This window comes from Candidatus Marivariicella sp. (assembly GCF_983056325.1).
Genome location: NZ_CEZOWA010000019.1, coordinates 21510 through 46315 on the forward strand (window position 1 = coordinate 21510; position 24806 = coordinate 46315).

Below are 24806 nucleotides of genomic sequence, written 5' to 3' on the forward strand. Positions count from 1 at the left end.
TTAAAAAACAATAATGATGAATGAATCATTGCTTCTAGAAATTTCCTCTTTGGCAAATAAAATTTCAAAAATGAATACTGATTCCTCGGTAAGTGAATATTATGATCTAACACTTGAGCTTTTTGAAAAAATCATTATTTTAAAAAATAGTAATACTTTAATTAAAAAATTAGAACTTAAATCTCAACAAAACAACAATCCTGACTCAACAACTGAGGGTTTTTTAGTTAATAACAAGGAAAAAACAGAAACTACCTCAGCGATATCGGAAAAAAATTTAACCCTAAGAATTTTTGATAAACAATCAAGTAATATTTCATTTGAAAAAAAGAAAAATCACATATCATCCAAATTGAATGATAAGTTTGCTAAAATATTTAAAGTTGATGTTAATGAACGATCAGCTTTTATCCAAAAGTTATTTGATAAAAAAACTGACGAATATGAAGACACAATGAAGAAAGTGTCAAGTATTGAGGACTGGCCCTCTATTTATGAGTTTATTCAAAATGAGATTAAACCAAATTATAAGTCATGGAATGACAACTTGACTACCGAAAAGAGGTTTTTAGATCTTTTAAAAAAACAATCTAATTAAAATAGATTTCAAATGCCATTATATATTGTTCCAACACCAATTGGAAATCTTAAAGACATCACATACCGTGCAGTTGAAATATTAAATAAAGCAGAAATAGTTTTAGCTGAAGACACAAGAACAAGCATAAAGCTTTTAAACCATTATTCAATTGAAGCAAAACTTCAAAGCTTTCACATGCACAATGAACATAAAAAGTTAGATAGTGTTTTAAAAAAATTAGAGTCGGGTAGTTTAATTGCTATAATTTCTGACGCTGGAACTCCTGGGATATCAGATCCAGGGTTTCTTCTAGTTAGAGAATCGATAGCAAAGGGTATTGATGTCTTTTGCTTACCAGGAGCAACTGCTTTAATCCCAGCACTTATTCAAAGCGGTTTTCCTACTGATAGATTTGTTTTTGAGGGATTCCTCCCAAACAAAAAAGGAAGACAAACCAGGTTGGAGATTTTAGCCAAAGAAAACAGAACGATAGTTTTATACGAATCTCCTCACAGGATTATTAAAACACTCAATCAGTTTGTCAAACATTTTAAAGGAGAAAGAAAAATTAGTGTAGTAAGAGAGCTTTCCAAAAAGTTTGAAACACAATTTAGAGGAACAATTATCGAGGCTATAGATTATTACACGGAAAACAAACCAAAAGGAGAGTTTGTTATTTCAATTTCATCATTACCAGATAAATAATTTATGGATAAGAAATGGAAAACGTTAAACAATAGAGATTCCTCAGCCATAATCACTTTAGCAAGAGATCTGAATATTTCGGAAATAATATCTGAACTTTTAGTTCAAAGGGGTATTAGATCATTTTTAGATGCCAAATCATTTTTTAGACCACAAATAGAAAACTTGATAGATCCATTTTTAATGAAGGGAATGCATGAGGCTACAGATAGGATAAACAAGTGTCTAAAAGATGGAGAAAAAATAATGATTTATGGAGATTATGATGTTGATGGGACCACTTCTGTAGCTTTACTATATTCTTATTTAATTAAGCAAAATGCAGATGTAAGTTTTTACATACCCGACAGGTATAAAGAAGGGTATGGATTGTCAATAGCAGGAATAGAAAAAGCTAAAGAAGAAAAAATTTCATTAATCATAGTTATAGATTGTGGAATTAAAGCCATTGAACAAATTGAAAAAGCTAATTCCTACAAAATTGATACAATTATATGTGATCATCATAAGCCAGGAAATTCTTTACCAAAAGCTAAAGCAATACTAAATCCAAAGCAACAAGACTGCAGCTACCCATATAAGGACTTGTGTGGGTGTGGAATAGGTTTTAAATTAATTCAAGCAATTGAACAATTAAAAGAGAAAAACTTAGACTCAATATTAGAATATTTAGATTTAGTTTCTATTGCAATTTGCGCGGATATAGTTCCAATGACTGGGGAAAACAGATTACTTACCTCTTTAGGGATAAATCTAATTAATAAAAACCCAAGACCTGGAATTTCAAAATTTTTAAAAAATAAAAAAAAGGATGTTAATGTTTCAGACCTAATTTTCACACTCGCACCAAGAATAAATGCAGCTGGAAGGATGAAACATGGTAAACACGCAGTAGAGTTGCTAATATGTAACAATAAAAATGAGATTTCTACAAAATCAAGAGCCATTGAACTATTAAATACTGAAAGAAAGTTACTTGATGAAAAAATCACCAAAGAAGCAATAGATCAAGTTGAAACCCTATCAGAGTTAAATAATTTTACAACTGTAGTTTATAGGCCAGATTGGCATAAAGGAGTAATTGGAATTGTAGCTTCTAGATTAATAGAACAGTTTTATAGACCTACTGTTGTTTTGACAAAGTCAGGTAATGTCTATTCAGGTTCAGTTAGGTCAGTTAGAGGGTTTGACGTATATGAAGCTTTATCAGCTTGTTCGGATTATATGATTCAGTTTGGCGGGCATAAATATGCAGCTGGACTCACTCTTGACCCCTCCAAATACATCGATTTTAAAAAGGCTTTTGAAAAAGAGGTCACATATCGAATAAATCCTGAAGATCGTTTTTCAAGTATAGTTTATGATATTGAAATTACTTTGGATAAGCTCGATTTATCCACCTACAGAATAATTAAACAAATGGCTCCTTTTGGCCCACTTAATAGACAACCCCTTTTTTTTATTAAAAACTGTATTGATAACGGTTACACAAAAATAGTTGGAGCAGAAAATAATCATTTAAGTATTGGTCTTAAAGACGAAACAGAGACTAGTTTTTTTGGTATTGGCTTTGATATGGGACAACATATATCAAAGATTAAAATGATGAATAAATTTTCAATTCTTGCACATCTTCAAATCAATGAATTTAGAGGAAAAACAAATCTACAATTACTAGTTAAAGAAATTTGTTTTTAAAATCAATTACTTTGAATCTTTATAAATTTTAATTAACTGACTAGTGGATCCATCATGAGTATTAATTTTATCAGAATTAATATCTTTTAAAGTCTTATCAGCAAGCTTTTTCCCTAATTCAACACCCCATTGATCGTAACTATATATATTCCATAAAAAGCCCTGAGTAAAAATCTTATGCTCATAGATAGCTATAAGAGCTCCCAGGTTGTATGGGTTTAATTTTTCAACTAGAATTGAATTACTTGGTCTGTTTCCTTCAAAAACTTTAAATGGAATTAACCTATCAGTTTCTCCTTCATTTTTTAAATCTTGGGTATTTTTGCCAACCATTAAAGCCTCAGTTTGTGCAATAAAATTTGAAATAAGTTTGTCTTGATGATTAGTTTCTTTATGCAAAGAAGTTCTAAAACCTATAAAGTCTGCAGGAATAAGTTTAGTGCCTTGATGAATTAACTGAAAAAAAGCATGTTGTGCATTCGTTCCTGTTGCCCCCCAAATCAAAGTACCTGTTTCATAATTCACGGGATTTCCATTTCGATCAATTGATTTACCGTTACTCTCCATGGAGGCTTGTTGAAGGTATGATGGAAAGCTCTTTAAATATTCAGAATACGGAATTACCACCTCGCTTTCAGATTTATAAAAATTATTATACCAAATGCCTATTAGTGCTAGGATAACAGGAATATTATTTTCGATAGGGGTATTTTTAAAATGTAAATCCATGCTATTCGCTCCCTTAAGCAGGGCTTCATAATTATCATAGCCAACAGATAAAGAGATTGAAAGCCCAACAGCACTCCACAACGAAAACCTTCCCCCAATCCAATTTTCCATCGGAAAAACATTGTTTTTAATTACACCAAATTCAGCAGTTTTATTAAGGTTAGTAGATACAGCAATAAAGTGTTTAGACATCGATTCTTGAGAAGTAGAATTTAAAAACCATTTTTTTATAGTCTCAGCATTTGATATAGTTTCTTGTGTATTAAATGTTTTAGATACTATTATAAAAAGCGTACTCTCAACCGGACATTTTTTTAAGATCTCCCTAACATGATCACCATCAACATTTGAAATGAAGTATGTGTTAATATGATTTTTATAGAATTGAAGTGCATCAGTAACCATAGAAGGTCCAAGGTCTGAACCTCCAATACCAATATTAACTACGTGTGTTATTTTTTTTCCTGAAAACCCCTTCCACTCTCCGGTAATAATTTTAGATGTAAATTCTTTCATTTTGGTTCTAACTGAACGAATATGTTCCATTATATCCTTTCCGTCATGTATAAATGGTTCATTGGAAAAACTTCTTAACGCTGTATGTAAAACAGCTCTTTTTTCAGTTTGATTAATTTTTTCACCATCAAAATAAGCTTTAATAGCCTCGGGGAATCTAGCTTCTAAAGCAAACTCTTTTAAAAGGATTAATCCTTTTTCATTAATTCTATTCTTGGAATAATCTAAAAAAAAATCTTCCCAAGAGCAACTTAACTCTTCAGCTCTATTACTATTTTTTTTAAAGTATTCATCAATTCGAACATCTTTGATAGAGTTAAAATACTTTTCAAGCTTCACCCAAGCTTTTAATTTTGTAGGATTTGTATTAACTAAATTCATGGGTTTAATTTTATTGATTCACTAGAGATTTTAAAAAGTCTGGTTCAAAAGAAACACAGTCTAGATCTGTTTTAATGGGATCCATATGTGAGAGGTATTCTAATTTTAATTTTTTAGATATAGGTTTTGCCTGGGGAAGCTTTTGTTTAAAAGGATCTACTTGCTTTCCTTTTTTCCAAAATCTATAACAAACATGAGGACCCGAAGTATTTCCAGTCATTCCCACCCAGCCTATTATATCACCTTGTTCCACATTTTGTCCTTTTCTAACTTTTATTTTCTTCATATGCAAATATTGAGTAGAGTACGTATTGTTATGTTTAAGCGTAACATAATTACCATTACCTCTTGAATATGATGATTTGATAACTTTTCCTGAGGCCGTTGCCATTATAGGAGTTCCAACACTTGCTGCAAAATCAGTTCCTTTATGGGGTCGAACCCTATTTCCATAATAGGCAATTCTTCTTTTAAGATTATATCTTGAAGAAATTCTACTGAACTTGACTGGAGATTTCAAAAAGGCTCGTCTTAAGTTTTTAGCATTTTCGTCAAAATAATCTACTATTCCTTTTTCGTTATCTGATTCAAATTTAAAAGCATATAAGCCTTTTCCATTGTGTTCAAAATAAGCAGCTTGGATATTTTCAACACCAAGAGAAATGGAATCATCAACAAACCGTTCTGTATAAATAACCTTGAACCTATCACCCTTTTGTAGTCGAAAAAAATCGATAGTCCAAGCATATACGTCAGATAAAAAATATGTTAATTGATCATTAAGACCACTGTCTATCATCGTTTGATAAAGAGAACTTTTAATTATTCCAGAACCTTGAAGAGTAACAAGTTTTATAGGTTTTTTTACTGTTTCACCAAAAACACTATCTCGCAGTTGAATTTTCCAATATTTTGAAACATTTGGTTGGTAAACAATTGCAAGTGGAGTCAACACACTATCTTTCGTATAAAGCAATTTATAGGGCTTTCCGATAACTAGCTTGCGAGTATTTACTTGCCTTTTGGTTTTTTCTAATATTTTATAAACATCAGGATAATCAATACCATTATTTTCCAAAATACTTCCAAACGTATCTCCTCTCTTGATTTTTTTATCTACAACTTTCAGATTATTAAGATCATATCCGAATCCTATGTTAGCAATATATTGATTTTGACTTGAACTTTGAATACTATTAGTTTTATATGTTTCGCATCCCTGAGACAAAACACTAAAAATTAATACAAGAATTAAATTATTGAATTTCAAAAATATTTTTTTTAAAGGTCTTAAAATTGAAAGAGAAACTACAACTGTTAGTCTTAAAGTTATGAAATGTTTCTTAATTGATTTTAATTTTAAAAGGGTGTTTGATGTTTTTAAAATTTTCTAAGTCACACTTAATCGATCCAATAGCAATATCAGCTTGCACCCGAATGGGGATTTTATTTAAATCATTAGAAACCCATAACGTAACACTTTCTTCGGTTTTAAAGACCCTTCCTTTTTGGACAAGAGGTTTAAACTTAAGACATTCAATATTTCCAAATTGAGTCTCAAGAACCTCGACGCCTATATACTTTAGACTAAAATTAGTGGATTCGTCGTCAAAAAAAACATCTGCCTTAAATACTTCGTTTGGCACAAGATCTCTTAAAGGGAGATGATTTCTAAAATAGTAGAGGGATGAAACTATATCTTGTGTGTTGGTCTTAATACTATAAATTGATTGCTTATTGTTTTTTATATCATTAACGTATGCAGTTTTATTTTTTTGATTGAAATTAACTATTTTATTTTTAGTGTAACCTCCTTCATCTATATTTCGAATAAATCTAATGGGTTGATTGTTTTTTCTAAAGAAATAACTTTCGTAGTAATCTTCAACACGAAAGAATAATCGAGCTAACCCTGAAGTCCTACCGTACCCTTTTGCGTGAATAACTGGCCTACCGTTTATGGTGTCATTTCTGAGCGTTAATGACGCATAGCATGCGTTTAAAAAACCGTAATGTAGTCTATACTGGAGCCATTCACCAGTTTTGAAGGCAGAAGTATTGGATATCTCGAATTCTTCTTGAATGATCTGACTATTACTGTTAATGGGAATAATCATAAAACCAAAAAACACTACAGATAATAATAATCTTTTTACAATCAATTTAATAGTTTTAAAAAACATCTAAAAATAATATATATTAAACAGAATGAATATATTCAAATAATTCTTTTGCTTTTTTCACACCAATAGTGTCGTTAAGCTCAGATCTTGAGGCTTCTTTAATATTTTTAAAAGACTTAAAAGTCTTAATAAGAAGTATGCGGGTTTTAGGACCAATTCCCTTGACGTTGTCAAGTGATGAAACCAGAGCATTTTTACTTCTTTTATTTCTATGAAGTTTTATTCCAAACCTATGAGCTTCATTTCTTAATTGTTGAATTATTTTTAAGGTTTCGGATTTTTTATCGAGATACATCGGGATAGGGTCTTCAGGATAGAAAATCTCTTCTAACCTTTTAGCGATTCCAATAACTGCAACCTCCCCCCTTAGGTTCAGTAACTCAAGACTTTTTAATGCAGATGAAAGCTGACCTTTACCACCATCTACGATTATTAACTGCGGTAAGGATACCCCTTCTTTTTTTAGACGCGCATATCTTCTAAAGACTACTTCTTCCATAGAAGCAAAATCATCAGGACCTGAAACAGTTTTAATATTATAATGCCTGTAATCTTTTTTTGAAGGTTTACAGTTTTTAAAAACCACACATGCAGCTACCGGATTTGAACCTTGCAGATTTGAATTATCAAAGCACTCTATATGAATGGGATTTACTTTTAATCTTAAGTCTGATTTCATTTGTGAAATAATTCTAGCAGTATGTCTTTCAGGGTCAATAATTTTAATTTGCTTAAACCTCTCCATTCTGAATGATTTAGCATTTTTCAAAGAGAGATCTAAAAGCTTTTTTTTATCTCCTGCTTTTGGAACTAAACACTTTAAACCTATACCTAAACCTAAATTAAAAGGTAAAATAACTTCCGCCGAACGGGAATTAAATCTTTGGCGTAACTCTATAAATGAAATTCTTAATATTTCATCATCAGACTCATCTAAACTTTTTTTAACCTCAATTGTGTAAGAACTAATTATTGCTCCAAAGGATATTTGCATGAAGTTAACATAGGCAAAACTGTCGTCAGAATATATTGAGAAGACATCAACTTCTGATATGTTTGGATTTACGATTGTTGATTTTACTTGATAATTATATAAGACATCTAGTTTTTCTTTAACTTTTTGAGCTTTTTCAAACTTGGTTAAAACAGAAAAGCCTTCCATTTCGTTTTTAAAACTATCAATTGAAGCTTTAAAATTTCCTTTTATCATTAATTTAATATCTAATAAATTTTTATCAATTTGAGTAGGGCTTATTTTTTTTGTTTCCTTTTTAAGCAAGTGGATTAAATCGTGATTTAAAAATGGATATACTTCCTTGATTAATTTAATTAAAAACTTAACGCTCTTTATGTTTGTGAATGGACCAAAAAACTGACCTTTACTTTTATCAAACCTCCTGGTATAAAATATTTTGGGAACAGGATATTTTTGAATACATATCCAGGGATATGTTTTATCATCTTTTAAAAGAACGTTGTATTTAGGCTTGAATTTTTTAATTAAATTATTTTCTAATAATAATGCATCCATTTCAGTTTCAACGACAATATTTTCAACTTTTGTAATTTGCTTTACAAGAAGCTTTGTCCTAAAATGGGTATGATGTTTATTAAAATATGACCCTACGCGTCTTTTCAAGTTTATAGCCTTACCGATATAAATTATTTGATTTTCAATATTAAAAAATTTATAAATACCAGGACTTTCAGGTAATATTTTTATTTGTAATTCAAGATCACTAAGCTTCATAAGGCTAAAATAATTCTTTTCTTATTTAAAGTTGTTATTTGTAATTCAATAAACACTTAAATTTATCGTATTAAACCGTATGAAAACAAAAAAAATAATAAGAGCCATTTACCAAAAAAAAAGAGATGACCTTTCTTATGAAGAAATATATGACTTGAGTATTTCGATATCCAATAAATGTTTAGATCTTCCAATCTGGAACTTGGAAAACTTTCATATTTTTCTTAGTATCCAAACTAAAAAGGAAGTAGACACATCTCCTTTACTCTCAATAATAATGGGTAAGGATAGACAAGTTATAATCCCTCGAATTATTGAGTTTAAAAACCTAGAGCATATTTTATTGACCGATCAAACTATTTTAAAAAAAAACTCTCATGATATTCCTGAGCCCCAAAATGGGATTAGTATTTCGCCAAGAATAATTGATGTAGTTTTTGTTCCGCTTTATATTTTTGATATTGAGGGAAATAGGATTGGTTACGGGGGAGGTTATTACGATAGATTTTTAAAAAAATGTAAAAAGGAGAGTGTTAAAGTTGGCCTTTCTTTGTTTGAGCCAGTAAAACTGATAGAAGATATTTCAAAATTTGATATAAAACTGGATTATGCTGTCACCCCAAAATCTATTTTTCGGTTTCGTTAAAAATAGTTTTATTAAAAAAGAGTAAAATAACCACCCCAATCGAAATAGAAGAGTCAGCGATATTGAATATGTACTCAAAAAACAAGTAATCTTCTCCGCCAATAAATGGCATCCACATTGGCCACGTCCACTCTGCTAAGGGAAACTGTATCATGTCCACCACATTACCAAAAAATATTGGAGAGTAACCATGATCAGGGAGAAAAGACGCAATTTGACCATAACTATCACTAAAAATTAAACCATAGAATACAGAGTCAATAATATTTCCTAAAGCACCAGCAAAAACTAAACACAATGACCACCTTAAGTAAACAGAGCTTTTAATTTTATATAGACTTTGAAGCCAATATCCAATCCCGACTATTGCAATTAATCTAAAAAAAGTTAGTAGTATTTTGGAAGTACTTTCTGTTAAAAAAGGGAAAATATCATTTAATTTGGCTCCCATGGCCATTCCTTTATTTTCAACAAAAAGAATTTTAAAAAATCCCCAATCAAGAATAGCCTCGTTACTGTAGATTGTAATGGGGTAATTGAGTTTGATATAAAATTTTGAAAATTGATCTAATATTAGAATTATTACAACTATTATAATTGCGTGCAAAACAGTGTTATTCTGAATATAATTTTTCTTCATTTCAACTCCAAAAGTATAAATTTAAAATATAACACAATTGATTAAACTAGAAACCGCTATTATTTCAAAGACAATATCAGATTTCGGATTATTACAATTTGACCCACTCTCTAAATTTGATAAAATTTTAACTTTCGGATTCTTAAAAACTATATCAGCAGAAATTGTTTTAAGTAAACCAGGGCTGTTCCAATTAACGAGAAATATTTGACCGCTGTTTTGAGAAATAGTTAATTTTTCAAAATCCCCATAAATTATTGTATTAGCATTTTTAATTAGTATTTCAAGAATTTTATTTTCTGGAATAGAAATATTTAGACTGGTGGAATGAATCTTATGAACACCTAGTTTGTCATTAAAACTAACTGAGTTGGGAATTAAGATTTCATTAAAATTAAGTTTTTTACTATTTATTTTTGATGATAAAAGTGTTGAACTCTTGTATTCTCCTCTACTAGTATATTCAAGTTTAATATTATCAGAGTTACTTTTAGATACACTTAGGGAGCTTGCATACGGGAGTACTAATTCGATATAAGAAATATTTTTGGAATCGAATTCTTCATTAAAAGTATTTTGGCCAAATAAAATAAATGGAAAAAGTGAAAGAAATAAAGATTTTATTTTTGCATATTTTTAGCTTCAATACTCAGAGTTGCGTGCGGAACAAGAGATAGACGTTTTTTATTAATTAGTTTTCCAGTAACACGACAAATACCATAAGTCTTGTTATTTATTCTCATCAAAGCATTTTTTAAATCACGCACAAATTTTTCCTGTCTCAAGGCAAGTTGAGCGTTTGCCTCTTTTGACATGGTTTCAGAACCTTCTTCAAAAGCTTTAAAAGTTGGAGAGGTGTCTTCTGTGCCATTATCTCCATCATTCATGTAAGCACTTTTGAGCAAGCCAAGGTCAGCATTTGCCTTTACTATTTTTTCTTCAATTATTTTTTGAAATTTATCTAAATCTTTATCACTATATCTATTTGTTGTTTCCATCTAATTTATTTTTTTTATTGAAAGAGAAATATTGATTTTATCAAACTCTAATTTTATACCATCTTTAATTTTCTCAACTATAGAGATTGATTTTGCAAGAGTTTCATCTTTAATATATTTATTGAAAGAATTAATAGATTTATTTAAAACAGAATCTTCCGAAATAAATATTTCAATCATATCGGTTACTTCTAACCCTAAATCTTTTCGATAATTTTGAATTCTATTCACAAATTCTCTTGCAACTCCTTCATCAATTAATTGCTCATCAAGAGAGACATCTAGCGCCACTGAGATTCCGTTTGAATGAGCCACTAACCAGCCTTCAATATCTTTAGAGTTAATTTCCACGTCATTACGAACTAATTTAATCTTTTTTTCATTAACCATAAGATGAATTTCTTTATTTTGCTCTAATTCTAATATTTCTTTAGAACTCATTTGAGAGATTTTCTCAGAAATAAATTTTAAACTTTTACCAAAACGAGGACCTAGCACTTTAAAGTTAGGCTTAATTTCTTTAACTAATATCCCACTGCTATCATCGAGGATTTCAACTTCTTTTATGTTAATTTCTGATTTTAATTGGTTTTTAATTGATAAAATATCTTCACGATCTTTATCAGAGTTAACAGGAATCATAATTCTTTTAAGTGGTTGTCGAACTTTTATTTGTTCTTTTTTTCTTAAGGATAAAGCAAGGGACGTAATTGTTCTAGCTTTATTGATTCTGTTTTGAAGAGAAATATTTATTACTCTTTTTTTAGCAAAAGGAAAGTCAGATAAATGAACAGAAATTGGATCTGATTCATTTTTTAAGTTTATTAAATCACGATAAAGATGGTCCATGTAAAATGGAGCAATTGGCGCAGATATTTTTGAAACCGTAACTAGACACTCATAAAGTGTTTGGTAAGCAATAACTTTATCCTTACCAAATGTGCCTTTCCAAAACCTTCTTCTACTAAGTCGCACATACCAGTTGCTTAATTTTTCTTGAACAAAATCAGAAATAGATCTGCAGGCTTTTGTGGGTTCATATTTCACATAACTATCCTCAACCTCTATAATTAGACTATTTAGTTCAGATAAAATCCAATTATCTAGCTCATCCCTTTCAGAGTTTTGAATTTTTATGCTATCAGGAATAAAGCCATCAATGTTCGCATATAAACTAAAAAAAGAATAAATATTATGAAGTGTTCCAAAAAATTTACGTTGAACCTCTACTATTCCGTCTATATTAAATTTTAAGTTGTCCCAAGGATTTGCATTTGATATCATATACCATCTGGTTGCATCTGGCCCATAATTTTTAAGAGTTTCAAATGGATCAATGCTATTTCCAAGCCTTTTCGACATTTTTTGACCTTCTTTATCCAAAACCAAACCGTTTGAAATCACATTTTTGTAGGCAACCTTGTTAAATATAAGCGAGCTAATTGCATGCAAAGTGTAAAACCATCCCCTTGTTTGGTCGACACCTTCAGCTATGAAATCAGCTGGGAAAGCAATTGAATCGTCGATTTTATTTTTATTTTCAAAAGGATAATGCCACTGAGCATATGGCATTGATCCAGAGTCAAACCAAACATCAATTAAATCATTTTCACGAAATAATTGAATTTTCCCATTTTCTGAAGTTAAAATAACTGTATCAACAATATTTTTATGAAGATCTACTTTTTTATAGTTTTCTTCTGACATATCCCCCTTAATAAATTCTTTAAAAGGGTTATTTTTCATCACTCCAAATGATATGGACTTATTAATTTCATCTGCAAGCTCATCAATAGAGCCGATTACTTTAATAACTGACTTGTCTTCAGAGCACCATATGGGTAACGGGATTCCCCAAAAACGAGATCGTGAAAGATTCCAATCATTAGCACTTGAGAGCCAATTTCCAAAACGACCTTCCCCAGTTGACTTAGGCTTCCAGTTAATTGTTTTATTTAGCTTCACCATTTGATCTCTGGCGTTATCAATTTTTATAAACCATGAATCAAGTGGATAATATAATATAGGCTTATCTGTTCTCCAACAATTTGGATATGAATGCTTGTATTTTTCAACTTTAAAAGCACGGTTTTCTTTTTTAAGATGTATGGCTATTTCAACATCTACAGAATATTCTGGAGTATTTTTTTCAGAATAATACTCGTTTTTAACGTATTTTCCTGAAAGTGAACCAAGATCTTTTCTAAACTTACCCTCTAAATCAACCAAAGGAACAGGGTTGTTGTTTTCATCAAGCACAAGCAGCGCAGGCACCTCAGGCATAGCTTCTTTTGCAACTTTAGCATCATCTGCACCAAATGTTGGAGCTGTATGAACAATACCAGTTCCCTCATCTGTAGTAACAAAATCACCCTTAATAACTCTAAAAGCATTTTCAGGATTGCTCAAAGGAAGAGGCGAAGAACTCCAAAGCTTTTCGTACTTTATTCCAACTAAATCATCACCTTTAAAAAAATCTTCTATCCAAAAAGGAATATTTTTGTCTTTGGGCTTGTAATTATTAAGCAAAGCAACATCATCAACAGCAAAAAAGTTATTACCAAATTGTTTTTCTAGAAGAAGTTTTGCTATTAAAACAGTAATTGGTAAAAAAGTATATTGATTAAAGGTCTTAACTGTTATATATTCTATTTTTGAGCCAACTGTCAATGCGGTATTAGAAGGGAGTGTCCAGGGCGTTGTTGTCCAAGCTAATATATAAAGAGCTTCATTTTTTTTAAAAGACTTTGGAAGGCTTGATGGAATAGCCTTAAACATTGCAGTAATAGTTGTATCTGTAACATCTTGATATGTTCCTGGTTGATTTAATTCATGGGAACTAATGCCTGTTCCTGCTTTAGGAGAATACGGTTGAATACTGTAACCTTTATATAATAGTCCTTTTGTGTTTATTTGCTTTATTAACCACCATACACTTTCCATATATTTAGAGTCGAAAGTCACGTAAGGATTATCCATATCGACCCAGTACCCCATTTTTTCAGTAAGCTCATTCCACAAACTAGTATATCGCATTACAGCTTTTTTACAAGCTTTGTTATAATCCTCAACACTAATTGTCTTTCCTATTGAGTCTTTAGTAATTCCCAGCTCTTTTTCAACTCCTAATTCAACAGGAAGTCCATGTGTATCCCATCCAGCTTTTCTTTCAACTAAAAAACCTTTTTGAGTTTTGAATCGACAAAAAATATCTTTGATTGTTCTTCCCATCACATGATGGATGCCAGGGACACCATTTGCCGATGGAGGACCCTCAAAGAAAATATAAGGTTTATTTTTTTTCCTTTGCAATACACTTTTTTCAAAGACAGATTCTTCTTTCCAAAAATTTAAAATTTTTTCAGAAATTAAGGGGAGGTCTAATTTTTCGTATTCTTTAAATGCCATTAAAATTCTGTTTTGCAGAAGTAGCGAAAGTAATCAATTTATAAATTATAAAAAACTAACTTAAAAATCTAAACTAGCTCCAATCTGTATACTTCTTCCTGGCTGAGAAATACCCGAAGCAAAGGTTCTGTAGTGTGTGTCTAAAATATTATTTAAGCCACATTTAAATACAATTGTATTATTGTACTTGTAATTTGCAGATATTGAAAGGGTTTCCCATGAAGGTGTTCCTGCGTATTTTTCAGGACCAATCAAAGGGGTTTCATCTAATCCATCTTCACCTCCATAACTGTAATCGTTGGGATTTTTGGCGTTGCTGAAATTCCAATTTAGTTGAGCATCAATTTTAGACCCAGAATAATACAAGCTATAAGTCCCAAAAAGGGGAGGGATTGAAGGCATAGGTCCGTTTTTAAAGCTTTTGTCTCCCCGAGTTAACGTAATAGATGCTCTTGAGTATAGTCGATCATTAAACCGAATTTTTCCTTCGAACGATCCCCCATAAATATATCTATTGCCAAGGTTTTTGTTTGCAAGGATAGGAAGCTCTTCATCATCATAAATTATTGTATTTGGATCGGTAGTACTTTCATCAGAGTAAATTGCATAATCAGAACGAACAATATGTCTAGATATTAATGCGCCAAACCCTCTAACTGAAAATTGATTGAAACCATTTTCTGATTCATAAGATATGCCTAAATCTAAATTATAGGCATATTCGGGCTTAAGAAATGGATTAGGAACAATTAATGAACCTCCGCTTTCTCGAATTTTTCCAATATCATCAATATTTGGATTTCTAAATCCACTTGAAAGTAAAATATTTAGCTGCAACTTTTTTACAGGATTATAAATTAATGCAAATGTATTTGTAAGAGCCCAATTGTTAATTGAAACATCTGATAATAAAGTATTAATAAGAGCCTCTTCACTCCAAGAACCACCCAGATTTGTGTACGTAAGTCTAGAACCTAAATTGATTGACAATAAATCATTTACTCCCCAAATAAAATTAATATATGATGCAGCGCTGTCATAATAACTGCCGTTACTAGGATATCTAGTAGGAGTTTTAATAGGCTCACCAATTGAGATTATTTCATTGCTTGAAACGTTTAATTTTTTTGTGAATGCACTTGAAGACACTAAATTATTTATAACCTCTAAACCGTACGATGCGTTAAGTCTATCTGAGATATTTGCGCTAAAATCGGCGTTGAAACTCAAAACGGAAACCTTTTCAAATTGATAGCTTCTACTAAATGAGTTAAACTTTCTGTCTATTCTAGACTCTTCAATATTTTGATAAGCAAATGTTAGAACTCCCTTTCTTAAAAATTTACTAGAATTGAAAAATTCAAATTTAGGGGAAAATAAAAATCTTTTTTGAGGCCCATAATACCACTCAGCATATTTTAAACTTCCGTTTTTTATTTCACTTAATTTGTCATACCGATTAATATTTGAAGATTTAGAAAATTGAATGTTTAATGATAAATATCTTTTAGAATCTAATTTGTATCGAAATTTTTGAAATAAATCATACTGACTGTAACCAGTATTCCTTTGAATCAATGGATTGGAATTTATTGTAGGTGTTGATTTGAAAAACGAATTAGTATTTTCAGAATAAAAACTAGTAATACCCCAATCTGAGAACCCATGTGAGACATTTCTTCCCATTTTAATATCTCCATAGTTTGAAAAACTAACACTAGATATAGCCCCCCATTTTTCAAAACTCCAATTGGAAGTAATATTGTTCACACTTGATAAATTAGCAGAATTAAAATCAGAGTGAAATTTGTTACTATTTTTAATATCACTATTAATGTCTGGATTTTTTGTGTAATAATGAATAACTCCGCCTAAAGCATCGGATCCATAACCAACAGAGGATGGTCCAAAAATTATTTCAACTCTCTCAAGATTATGGGGGGCAATTGTGATTGCATTTTGTAAATGTCCTGATCGATATATTGCATTATTCATTCTAACACCATCAACTACCAATAAAACTCTGTTAGCCTCAAAACCTCTTATAACTGGACTTCCCCCTCCACCTTGTGATTTTTGAATTCTTATACCTGGGCTTAGCTCTAATATATCAGCACTAGTTTGAATTATACTTTTCTGAATTTGTTTAGAATCAATAATATTTACTTTTTCAGCAATTTTGTTTTTTTTAGTTGAAGACCTTGCCACAGAAAGAATAACTCCATCAAGGTTTTGCACCTTCGACTCCAATTGAATAGTAAATGACTCGTTAAAACCTGATAGTTTCTGAGTTAGAGTATGGTAGCCAATAATTTGAAAAACTACAGGCTCATTTAAATTAAAATCATCTAAAAATGCTTTTCCTTTGGAGTCTGTTATTATGCTTTTAGTTTTATCCACAGAAAAGACAGCTACATCTTCTAATGATTCTCCAGAATTCGAATCTATAACGTGAACAGTTTGTGCTTTAAGAAATGACACAAAAGAAAACAATACTATAATTAATTTTTTTTCATTTAAAGATCTCATGAAGAACAGATAATGATTTAGGCGGCTTAAAACGCTGTAAATGTAAACTATAATAGCGAATGATTTCATACAACAAACTGTTTCGAATGGCACTATTTAACTTTAATAATTTAATTTCTTCAAAATTCATGCCTAAAATTTCCTTAAAACTATTTAGTGTTTTCCCAGAGAGTGTATTTTTCGAATTATTAGAACTAGTGAAGCATCCACTAGACATATCAAAATAGGGGTTATTAATATTAGATACGTTTGGATAAAAACCTATATACCTTGTAAGTTCAATTAAAAATTTAACATGAAAGTTGGCATTTGAATTACTATTATCCAGCCAAAGAGTGGTTGTTTCAAGAAAATCATATAGATTTTCATTTTTATCGCCTTCTTCCTGAAGTACACTTTTTAAAACCTCAGAAAGAAAAAGTGTTATGGTTGTTTTTGAAATAGAATTATGAATAGAATTTAAGGGTTTATCAATACTTGCCTCTTTTATGTAGTTTAGTTTTTCTTTTTTATGACTGGATATAATATTAATTAAATTAAAAGGTTGAAAAAGACCTTTTTTTATACCGGTTTTTCTGGATTTTAAAATACCATTTAATATGTAACTTTTTAACCCGTCTGTTTTGGTATAGCAATTTGTAATTAGGCTAGAATCTCCATATTTTAGAGACCAGACAACTATAGCAGGAGTTTTGATCAAAATAAAAAAATTAAACTACACCCTGAGCAAGCATAGCATCAGCTACTTTGACAAATCCTGCAATATTAGCTCCTTTGACATAGTTAATTTTATTTTTTTCAGCGCCATATTCAAGACATGAACTATGTATGTCTTCCATGATGTTTTTTAGCCTAGAATCCACCTCTTCTCTTGACCAATTATAACGTAAAGAGTTTTGAGCCATTTCTAATCCAGAAACAGCAACACCTCCAGCATTTGATGCTTTTCCAGGAGCAAATAAAATATTATTTTCTTCTAAAAAGTGAATTGCTTCAGGCGTAGTTGGCATATTAGCTCCCTCACAAATACAAATACAATTATTCTCTTTTAATAATTTAGCATCATTTAAATCTAGTTCATTTTGAGTTGCGCATGGTAGGGCAATCGCACATTTTACTCCCCAAGGTTTTTGTTTTGGATAAAACTTTGCTTTTGGATACCTAACTAGATATTCACTTATTCTTTGTCGTTTCGTATTTTTTATAAACATAACATGATCTAGTTTTTCTGAGTCAAGACCATCTTCATCGAAAATATATCCAGAAGAATCAGAAAGAGTATGAACTTTTGCTCCTAATTGAATACATTTTTCTGCGGCAAATTGAGCAACATTCCCTGATCCTGAAATAACAACCGACTTTCCCTCAATAGAATCGTTAATGTTGTTCAGCATTTGATTGGTAAAGTATACTACTCCATAACCAGTGGCTTCAGGACGAATTAATGACCCACCCCAAGAAACTCCTTTCCCTGTAAGAACACCTGAAAATTCATTTCTTAATCTTTTATATTGTCCAAATAAGTAACCTATTTCACGGCCACCAACACCTATATCTCCTGCCGGAACATCGTTGTTAGGGCCAATATGCCTAAATAATTCCGACATGAAACTTTGACAAAACCTCATTACTTCCGTATCTGATTTTCCTTTGGGATTAAAATCAGCACCTCCTTTACCTCCTCCCATCGGCAAAGTAGTAAGACTGTTTTTAAAAATTTGTTCAAAGGCTAAGAACTTAAGAATACTTAGATTTACGCTAGGGTGAAATCTTAAACCACCTTTATATGGGCCTATAGCCGAATTCATCTGAACTCTATACCCCCTGTTAACTTGAATTTGTTCTTTATCATCAATCCAAGCTACTCTAAAAGAGACTACTCTCTCGGGCTCAACCATCCTTAGCAGAACGTTTTGCCCGTAATAAATATCTTTTGTAATGATATAAGGAATAACAGTTTCTGCAACTTCTGTAACCGCTTGCATAAACTCAGGTTCATTTTGATTCCTTTCGTTTACCTCATTTAAAAATTGTTGAATAATTTTTTCCATTATTTTTTAATTGAAAAATAAATTTATGGTTTTATATGCAGATCAAATATATTTTTCAATTTTATTTAAAAAGGATTGGGATAATATCTTCAATTTTATCAATGAATTTTATCCCAATATTAACATTACTCGTGTCTACTTTGTTAAATTTCGAAATTACTATAAATTTAAATCCTAATTTTTCCGCCTCTTTAATACGAAGATTTATTTTTGGCACAGGTCTTGATTCACCTGAAAGTCCGATTTCTGACGCAAAACAGAAATCCTTTTTGATATATATCTCAAAATAACTGGAAAGTATAGAGGCGACAACAGCTAGATCCAATGCAGGGTCATCAACTGAAATCCCACCTGTAAAATTGATAAAAACATCTTTTGTTCCCAGAGTAAAGCCCGCCCTTTTTTCTAAAACAGCCAATAACATATTCAGTCTTTTTGCATTAAAGCCGGTGCTAGTTCTTTGAGGAGTACCGTAGACTGCAGAGCTCACTAGCGCCTGAATTTCGATTAAAAGAGGTCTAACTCCCTCAATAGTAACCCCAATTGCCTGCCCACTAAGACCTGTGTCATCTGGATTAACTAAAATTTGACTTGGATTCGGAACAGGTAGTATTCCCTTTGAAACCATTTCATAAACTCCAATTTCATCAGTTGCTCCAAATCTGTTTTTTTGGGCTCGTAAAATTCTGTAGACATGATTTCTGTCTCCCTCAAAACTTAAAACAACATCAACCATATGTTCTAATATTTTAGGTCCAGCAATCTGCCCATCTTTGGTTATGTGACCAACTAAAATGACCGGAGTATTAGTTTCTTTTGCAAACTGAATCAATTCAGTCGTGGTTTGTTTTATTTGAGAAATACTTCCAGCAGCACTATCTATAACTTCACTTTGTAAAGTTTGGATAGAATCAATTATCAAAAGTTCGGGGTTTATATTACTGATTTCATTAAAAATATTTTTAATAGATGTTTCGCTTAAAATATAGCTTTTATCGTTTGAAAGATTCATTCTGGTGGCTCTAAGCTTAATTTGTTTTTGACTCTCCTCACCAGACACATAAAGAGTTTTGAGATTGAGACTTATTGCTATTTGCAAAAGAAGTGTTGACTTCCCAATACCAGGCTCACCCCCTAGTAAAATTAAAGAGCCAGGAACAATTCCACCACCTAACACCCGATTAAGTTCGTTGTCAGAAGTTAAAATCCTTGCTTCATTTTCAACAGTTATTTGTTTTAGCTGAATAGACCTATTGTTAATTCTATGTTTAGATTTAATATCCCAAGTTGTTTCTTTTTTCTTTATAATTGATTCCTCCTGGAGGGAATTCCATTCTTTACAAGAATTACACTGTCCCTGCCATTTTGAATGTTGAGATCCACAATTTTTACAAAAAAAAGAAGTTTTCATAATTAATAATTTTCAGATAGTACTTTTTCGATTTACATATGGGAGTGCAATAAATGCAAAAGCTCCAGAAATAATAATTAAAATAGTTTGGGAACTCCACATAATCCATCCAAACGCAAGTCCAACCTCTTTATTAATTCCAAAAACACCTAAAACAAGTGCCACGCTAAGAGGAAAAACACCAATACCCCCATTTGTTGTTGCGATAGATAATCCTCCAGCCACAAAAACTGGAATTATCATCTGTATTGTTAATCCAAAAGTTCCTGGAATCGACCACTTAATTACATAGAACATTAAAATATACATAGCCCAAATAAAAACTGTGTGAAACATAAAAGGAATTTTCTTTTCCATAGATGTTATTGAACTAATACCTTCCCAAAATCCGAAAAAAACTTTTTTTATTTTATTCATAAATAAACTTTTAGAGTTTTTGATCGCATAAAGTAAAAAAACTAAAAAAGTGAAGACTATGCCCCCAAATATAAAAAGTTGGTAAAATTTAATATTCTTACCCTCGATAAATGTCCAAATTGTTTCAAATTGTAAAGTAAGAGCAATGAGTATAATTAAAAACAGCATTATTACATCAACAATTCTTTCAATTACAACAGAACCAAATGCTTTCTCAAATGGAATGTTTTCGTATGTTGATATAAAACTTGCTCTAATCACCTCTCCTGATCTTGGGATCCCCATGTTTGCGAGATAAGCTATAAAAACACAAAATATAGAATTAATTAATTTTGGTTTATACCCCATTGGGGCAAGTAAAAACCTCCATCTATAAGCTCTTGATAAATGACTTAGTAATGCAAAAAATAGACCCAATAAAACGTATTTTAAATCAGCATTTTTAATCGCTAATAGTATCATTTTTCTATCCTCAAAAGTTGTTATTTTTATTGATAAATAAATAAAAAAAACACCAAATAATAAAGGAATTATAAGTTTTAAAAATGATTTAAATTTCATAAAGTGCTAAGTTATCTATTAGTCGTGTTTTTCCAATTTTTGCAGCGACAAATGCTCTAACTTTTTTCTTTGACTTTTTAGTAGCCCTTGATAAATCAACTTCAAATCGAATATCAAAATAATCTAATTTAAAATTACGATTAACAGAAAATGATTTTTTTATTTTCTCAGATATTGTTTTTGGATTTTCAATACCCCAGAGGGATCGAGCAACCAATAGTTGTTGATGTATAAAACTCGCTTTTTCTCTTTCAGAATTTGTTAAAAAGCTATTTCTTGAACTTAAAGCTAGGCCATCTTTATTTCTAAAAGTAGAACAACCAATAATATTTGAAGAAATTTTTTTCTGGGCCACTAATAATCTAATTATTTGAAGTTGTTGAAAATCTTTTTCTCCAAAATAAGCATTTTCAGGCATAAAAATATTTAATAATTTTTCAACAATAGTAGCTACTCCTTGAAAATGATTTTTTCGTATTTCTCCTTCCATAACCCCTTCTATTGCTCCAAAATTATATGAAAGTGACTTAATTTCTTTAGAATATAAATCATCAGTATCTGGGGTGTAAATCAGAATTTTTTTTGATATACTCTCGATTATTTTAACATCTGCCTCAAGAGTTTCAGGGTATTTTTTTAAATCATCGAAGTTTTCAAATTGAGTTGGATTTATAAAAATGGATACAATTACCTGTTGATTTTCACAAATAGCTTTTTTGATTAAGGAAACATGGCCCTCGTGTAAAGCACCCATTGTAGGTACAAGCCCAGTAGTAGAACTAGGATTTATAAAAGTATTCAATATTGAATATTGACAAAAAATATTCATTTTGGGAAAAATTTAACGTTGCAAAGTAGTAATATTTTAAATCATTCATTAGAATTTTTGTAATTTTGCAAGACTTATAAATTAACGGACTATACTTAACTTTATGAAAGACAAGCGCGTACTTATTATTTCTCCAGAAGTAGTTCCGTATCTCCCTCAGACAGAGCTAGCTATAAATTCCTTTAAAATACCGAAAAGCATAAATGATAAAGGAGGACAAATAAGAATTTTCACACCGCGGTATGGCCTTATAAATGAGAGACGCCATCAGCTTCATGAAGTCATAAGGCTCTCAGGAATGAATTTGGTGATAAATGACATGGACACCCCCCTTATTATTAAAGTGGCTTCTATTCCAAAAGAAAGGATGCAGGTCTATTTTATTGACAATGAAGATTACTTTAAAAGAAGAGCAGTGTTAAGAGATGCAAAAGGAAAATTATTTTCAGATAACGACGAAAGAATGATCTTCTTTACAAAGGGTGTTATCGAGACAGTAAAAAAGTTAAATTGGTCACCTGACATTATTCACCTTCAAGGATGGTTTACATCTCTATTCCCATTGTACCTCAAAACATATTTCAAGGATGATCCGATTTTTTCAGAAAGCAAGATAGTGAGCTCGATTTATCCAAAAGATTTTGAAGGAGTTATCTCAAAGAAGTTCAAACAAAAAGTTGAATTTGATGGAATTCCGACAGAAAAAATCACGGAACTTTCAAAATCCACCTATTCGAACTTAACAAAACTATGCATAGCCGATTCGGATGGCTTTGTTTTGCACGGTGACTCAATTGAATCTGAAGTAATTGACGATATTAAAAAGAGTAAAAAACCATATTTAACTCAGATAAGCGGGGAAGAAGAAAAGTCTTATGTAGATTTTTACACCGAAAACTTTAGCTAATTTTTAGAAAATGCGTCCAAATTTTTTTCAATTTCTTATATTTTTGTTTTCATGTATTTTCATGTCTTGTAATCCAGAATATCATAACATAGGAACCAACCTATTAATTGACCAAGCATTTGAGACAGATGTATACAGGGCAAAAGTATTTTCATATCAGAAAAAGTTAAAAAAAATACAAACAGACGGTCTGCCCTTAGGCCAGTTAGGAAAAATAAATCATTCTTTTTATGGGGAGTCAAAGGCTAGTATAACATCTCAATTGATTATAAGTAATAATCCAATCTTTGGGATTTATAGTCAAGACACTGAAAGCTCTGAAACAGCAGATACAACTATTATTCCTGAAAATGAAACCGTCACATCTGTTTATTTAGAGATCCCATTTTATAGTAATCAAAATGACAAAGATAATGATGGCTTGATTGATAAATTGGATTCAGACCCTCTGGATCCAGCAAGTGATACAGACGGTGATGGCTTGACTGATTTTTCAGAAAACGCTGTAGGAACAAATCCTTTAAGCAGCGATAGTGATAATGACGGAATTTTAGATAATGAAGACACGGACAGTTCCAGTTATGAAGCAGAAAACAGATTATATGACATTGACTCAGTTTATGGAAACCCAGAAGCAAGGTTTACAATGAAAGTTCATGAATTAACATATTATCTCTCGTCTTTAGATCCAGAAAACAACTTTGAGTCGGCACAACAGTTTTTTTCAGATACGAATTATTATGATCAGGGGTTTTATTCAACAGAATTATTTAATCAGGAAATTGGCCTTAATTTCGAAGAATTAAGATTTAATTATACAGAAGACGACCCTTTGACAGAGGAGGTTGAAGACTCAACTTCTGTCCAGTATCGCTCTTCGCCAAGAATCAGACTAGAATTAGAGCCTTCTTTTTTTCAAAAAAATATTATTAATGCTGAAGGATCTAGTAGACTTCAAAATTTAGATAACTTCCAAAATCACATCAAGGGATTAATAATTAGTGCAGAAAACTTTACCGACGATTTGTATCTACTTTTAAATTTCAATGCTGCAGGGATTAAAATTAATTACGATTATGATTATTATGAAGGTTATGGCACTTTAGACGTTGCTGACGACGAAATAGTGAAAAAATCATCCAGCTATGATTTGGCTCTGGGTGGAATTGTAATTAATTCACTTGAAAAATCTGGATTTGATCCAAGCATTTCAAACTCTATAAATATAGGGAATACAGGGGTTCCTCAAAATGATTTAATTATTCAAGGAGGTCAGTTTTATTCTAAAATTGATTTATTTGACTCAACTAGTTTGAATGATAACGACGAGCTCCTTCAATTAAGGAACAAAAATTGGCTAATCAATGAAGCTAGCCTTGTTTTTTACGTTGACCCAAATCAACCACTACAAAATGCCAATAATGTTTATCCTGAAAGGTTATATCTGTATAATTTGGAGTCAGGACTTCCGATTAACGATTTCCTTATCGATAACACCATAAACACCCTATCTACTAATGCCGGAAAAAAAGTTTTTGGTGGGCTATTAGAATATGATTCTGATGACAAACCATGGCGATACAAGTTTAGAATTACAGATCACCTCAATAAAATAATTAGAAAAGATTCCGTAAACTCATCATTAGCGCTTATTTCTGGAGCTAATATTTCTGCATTATCGATCAAGAAGGCCCTCAATTCTAGTGATGAGCCAATTAAGCTTCCTGCGACGGGAATTTTAAATCCTTTTGGGGTTAAACTAGTCGGATCACACCCCGAAGAGCCCTTAAAAGATAAAAAGATTGAATTAGAAATATACTATACCAAGTATTAGCTTAAAGCATCATAAGTAGATTGTAGATAATCA

The 24806-nt window shown here is 31.1% G+C and carries 19 protein-coding genes; 6 read left to right on the forward strand and 13 right to left on the reverse strand.

Going from position 1 to position 24806, the window contains the following annotated elements:
- Positions 1-16 precede the first annotated feature (16 nt).
- Genes AC3ATN_RS07120 through recJ form a run of 3 tightly spaced genes read left to right on the forward strand, consistent with a single transcriptional unit; the run spans position 17 to position 2983 of the window.
- On the forward strand, positions 17-598 hold the full coding sequence (locus AC3ATN_RS07120; protein ID WP_487532580.1) for a hypothetical protein: 582 nt from the start codon (positions 17-19) through the stop codon (positions 596-598).
- Positions 599-610: 12 nt separating this feature from the next.
- The gene (rsmI, locus tag AC3ATN_RS07125; RefSeq protein ID WP_487532581.1) at positions 611-1285 is read left to right on the forward strand and encodes a 16S rRNA (cytidine(1402)-2'-O)-methyltransferase; all 675 of its coding nucleotides are present in this window, start codon (positions 611-613) and stop codon (positions 1283-1285) included.
- Between the two features lie 3 nt (positions 1286-1288).
- Positions 1289-2983: a single-stranded-DNA-specific exonuclease RecJ gene (recJ, locus tag AC3ATN_RS07130; RefSeq protein ID WP_487532582.1), complete on the forward strand. Its 1695-nt coding sequence runs from the start codon at positions 1289-1291 to the stop codon at positions 2981-2983.
- A 6-nt stretch (positions 2984-2989) separates the two neighbouring features.
- Here recJ and pgi read toward each other — a convergent pair whose 3' ends face one another.
- The 4 genes from pgi to uvrC form a co-directional block, all read right to left on the reverse strand.
- Positions 2990-4609: a glucose-6-phosphate isomerase gene (gene pgi / locus AC3ATN_RS07135; RefSeq protein WP_487532583.1), complete on the reverse strand. Its 1620-nt coding sequence runs from the start codon at positions 4607-4609 to the stop codon at positions 2990-2992.
- 10 nt (positions 4610-4619) lie between these two features.
- Positions 4620-5879 carry a peptidoglycan DD-metalloendopeptidase family protein gene (locus AC3ATN_RS07140; protein ID WP_487532584.1) on the reverse strand — a complete coding sequence of 420 codons (1260 nt, stop codon included), beginning with the start codon at positions 5877-5879 and terminating at the stop codon, positions 4620-4622.
- A gap of 73 nt (positions 5880-5952) precedes the next feature.
- Positions 5953-6771 (reverse strand): DUF3108 domain-containing protein, encoded by an 819-nt coding sequence (locus AC3ATN_RS07145; RefSeq protein ID WP_487532585.1) that lies wholly within the window; start codon positions 6769-6771, stop codon positions 5953-5955.
- 37 nt (positions 6772-6808) lie between these two features.
- On the reverse strand, positions 6809-8542 hold the full coding sequence (gene uvrC, locus AC3ATN_RS07150; RefSeq protein WP_487532586.1) for an excinuclease ABC subunit UvrC: 1734 nt from the start codon (positions 8540-8542) through the stop codon (positions 6809-6811).
- A 79-nt stretch (positions 8543-8621) separates the two neighbouring features.
- Here uvrC and AC3ATN_RS07155 point away from each other — a divergent pair, with 79 nt between their 5' ends.
- Complete coding sequence (locus AC3ATN_RS07155; protein ID WP_487532587.1) at positions 8622-9188, forward strand: 5-formyltetrahydrofolate cyclo-ligase; 567 nt, start codon at positions 8622-8624, stop codon at positions 9186-9188.
- Here the strand turns inward: AC3ATN_RS07155 and AC3ATN_RS07160 are convergent.
- The 9 genes from AC3ATN_RS07160 to panC form a co-directional block, all read right to left on the reverse strand.
- Positions 9169-9828, reverse strand: coding sequence for a lipoprotein signal peptidase (locus tag AC3ATN_RS07160; protein ID WP_487532588.1), 660 nt, complete (start codon positions 9826-9828; stop codon positions 9169-9171). The two genes, AC3ATN_RS07155 and AC3ATN_RS07160, sit on opposite strands and share 20 nt — an antisense overlap.
- A 620-nt stretch (positions 9829-10448) precedes the next feature.
- Complete coding sequence (locus AC3ATN_RS07165; RefSeq protein WP_487532589.1) at positions 10449-10826, reverse strand: TraR/DksA family transcriptional regulator; 378 nt, start codon at positions 10824-10826, stop codon at positions 10449-10451.
- A complete protein-coding gene (gene ileS, locus AC3ATN_RS07170; RefSeq protein WP_487532590.1) occupies positions 10827-14234 on the reverse strand; it encodes an isoleucine--tRNA ligase in 3408 nt (1135 codons plus the stop codon).
- A gap of 60 nt (positions 14235-14294) precedes the next feature.
- The gene (locus AC3ATN_RS07175) at positions 14295-16763 is read right to left on the reverse strand and encodes a TonB-dependent receptor (RefSeq protein ID WP_487532591.1); all 2469 of its coding nucleotides are present in this window, start codon (positions 16761-16763) and stop codon (positions 14295-14297) included.
- Positions 16747-17463, reverse strand: coding sequence for a DNA repair protein RecO (gene recO, locus AC3ATN_RS07180; protein ID WP_487532592.1), 717 nt, complete (start codon positions 17461-17463; stop codon positions 16747-16749). Before recO ends, AC3ATN_RS07175 begins: the two co-directional genes overlap by 17 nt.
- Before the next feature lie 10 nt (positions 17464-17473).
- Positions 17474-18814, reverse strand: a complete 1341-nt coding sequence (gene gdhA, locus AC3ATN_RS07185) for an NADP-specific glutamate dehydrogenase (RefSeq protein WP_487532593.1) — start codon at positions 18812-18814, stop codon at positions 17474-17476.
- Between the two features lie 61 nt (positions 18815-18875).
- Positions 18876-20225: a DNA repair protein RadA gene (gene radA / locus AC3ATN_RS07190; protein WP_487532594.1), complete on the reverse strand. Its 1350-nt coding sequence runs from the start codon at positions 20223-20225 to the stop codon at positions 18876-18878.
- A gap of 12 nt (positions 20226-20237) precedes the next feature.
- Complete coding sequence (locus AC3ATN_RS07195; protein WP_487532595.1) at positions 20238-21203, reverse strand: lysylphosphatidylglycerol synthase transmembrane domain-containing protein; 966 nt, start codon at positions 21201-21203, stop codon at positions 20238-20240.
- Positions 21193-22032 carry a pantoate--beta-alanine ligase gene (panC, locus tag AC3ATN_RS07200; RefSeq protein ID WP_487532596.1) on the reverse strand — a complete coding sequence of 280 codons (840 nt, stop codon included), beginning with the start codon at positions 22030-22032 and terminating at the stop codon, positions 21193-21195. Before panC ends, AC3ATN_RS07195 begins: the two co-directional genes overlap by 11 nt.
- A gap of 103 nt (positions 22033-22135) precedes the next feature.
- On the opposite strand from panC, the gene AC3ATN_RS07205 reads away from it, so the two are divergent.
- Complete coding sequence (locus tag AC3ATN_RS07205; RefSeq protein ID WP_487532597.1) at positions 22136-22939, forward strand: glycogen/starch synthase; 804 nt, start codon at positions 22136-22138, stop codon at positions 22937-22939.
- A gap of 61 nt (positions 22940-23000) precedes the next feature.
- Complete coding sequence (locus AC3ATN_RS07210) at positions 23001-24773, forward strand: DUF4270 domain-containing protein (RefSeq protein WP_487532598.1); 1773 nt, start codon at positions 23001-23003, stop codon at positions 24771-24773.
- Positions 24774-24806 lie beyond the last annotated feature (33 nt).

Excerpts from the sequence above, each read along its gene's own strand:
- AC3ATN_RS07120 (WP_487532580.1), top strand. The coding sequence starts at position 17 with ATGAATGAATCATTGCTTCTAGAAATTTCCTCTTTGGCAAATAAAATT.
- rsmI (WP_487532581.1), top strand. The coding sequence starts at position 611 with ATGCCATTATATATTGTTCCAACACCAATTGGAAATCTTAAAGACATC.
- recJ (WP_487532582.1), top strand. The coding sequence starts at position 1,289 with ATGGATAAGAAATGGAAAACGTTAAACAATAGAGATTCCTCAGCCATA.
- pgi (WP_487532583.1), bottom strand. The coding sequence starts at position 4,609 with ATGAATTTAGTTAATACAAATCCTACAAAATTAAAAGCTTGGGTGAAG.
- uvrC (WP_487532586.1), bottom strand. The coding sequence starts at position 8,542 with ATGAAGCTTAGTGATCTTGAATTACAAATAAAAATATTACCTGAAAGT.
- AC3ATN_RS07155 (WP_487532587.1), top strand. The coding sequence starts at position 8,622 with ATGAAAACAAAAAAAATAATAAGAGCCATTTACCAAAAAAAAAGAGAT.
- AC3ATN_RS07160 (WP_487532588.1), bottom strand. The coding sequence starts at position 9,828 with ATGAAGAAAAATTATATTCAGAATAACACTGTTTTGCACGCAATTATA.
- AC3ATN_RS07165 (WP_487532589.1), bottom strand. The coding sequence starts at position 10,826 with ATGGAAACAACAAATAGATATAGTGATAAAGATTTAGATAAATTTCAA.
- ileS (WP_487532590.1), bottom strand. The coding sequence starts at position 14,234 with ATGGCATTTAAAGAATACGAAAAATTAGACCTCCCCTTAATTTCTGAA.
- AC3ATN_RS07175 (WP_487532591.1), bottom strand. The coding sequence starts at position 16,763 with ATGAGATCTTTAAATGAAAAAAAATTAATTATAGTATTGTTTTCTTTT.
- gdhA (WP_487532593.1), bottom strand. The coding sequence starts at position 18,814 with ATGGAAAAAATTATTCAACAATTTTTAAATGAGGTAAACGAAAGGAAT.
- radA (WP_487532594.1), bottom strand. The coding sequence starts at position 20,225 with ATGAAAACTTCTTTTTTTTGTAAAAATTGTGGATCTCAACATTCAAAA.
- AC3ATN_RS07195 (WP_487532595.1), bottom strand. The coding sequence starts at position 21,203 with ATGAAATTTAAATCATTTTTAAAACTTATAATTCCTTTATTATTTGGT.
- panC (WP_487532596.1), bottom strand. The coding sequence starts at position 22,032 with ATGAATATTTTTTGTCAATATTCAATATTGAATACTTTTATAAATCCT.
- AC3ATN_RS07205 (WP_487532597.1), top strand. The coding sequence starts at position 22,136 with ATGAAAGACAAGCGCGTACTTATTATTTCTCCAGAAGTAGTTCCGTAT.
- AC3ATN_RS07210 (WP_487532598.1), top strand. The coding sequence starts at position 23,001 with ATGTCTTGTAATCCAGAATATCATAACATAGGAACCAACCTATTAATT.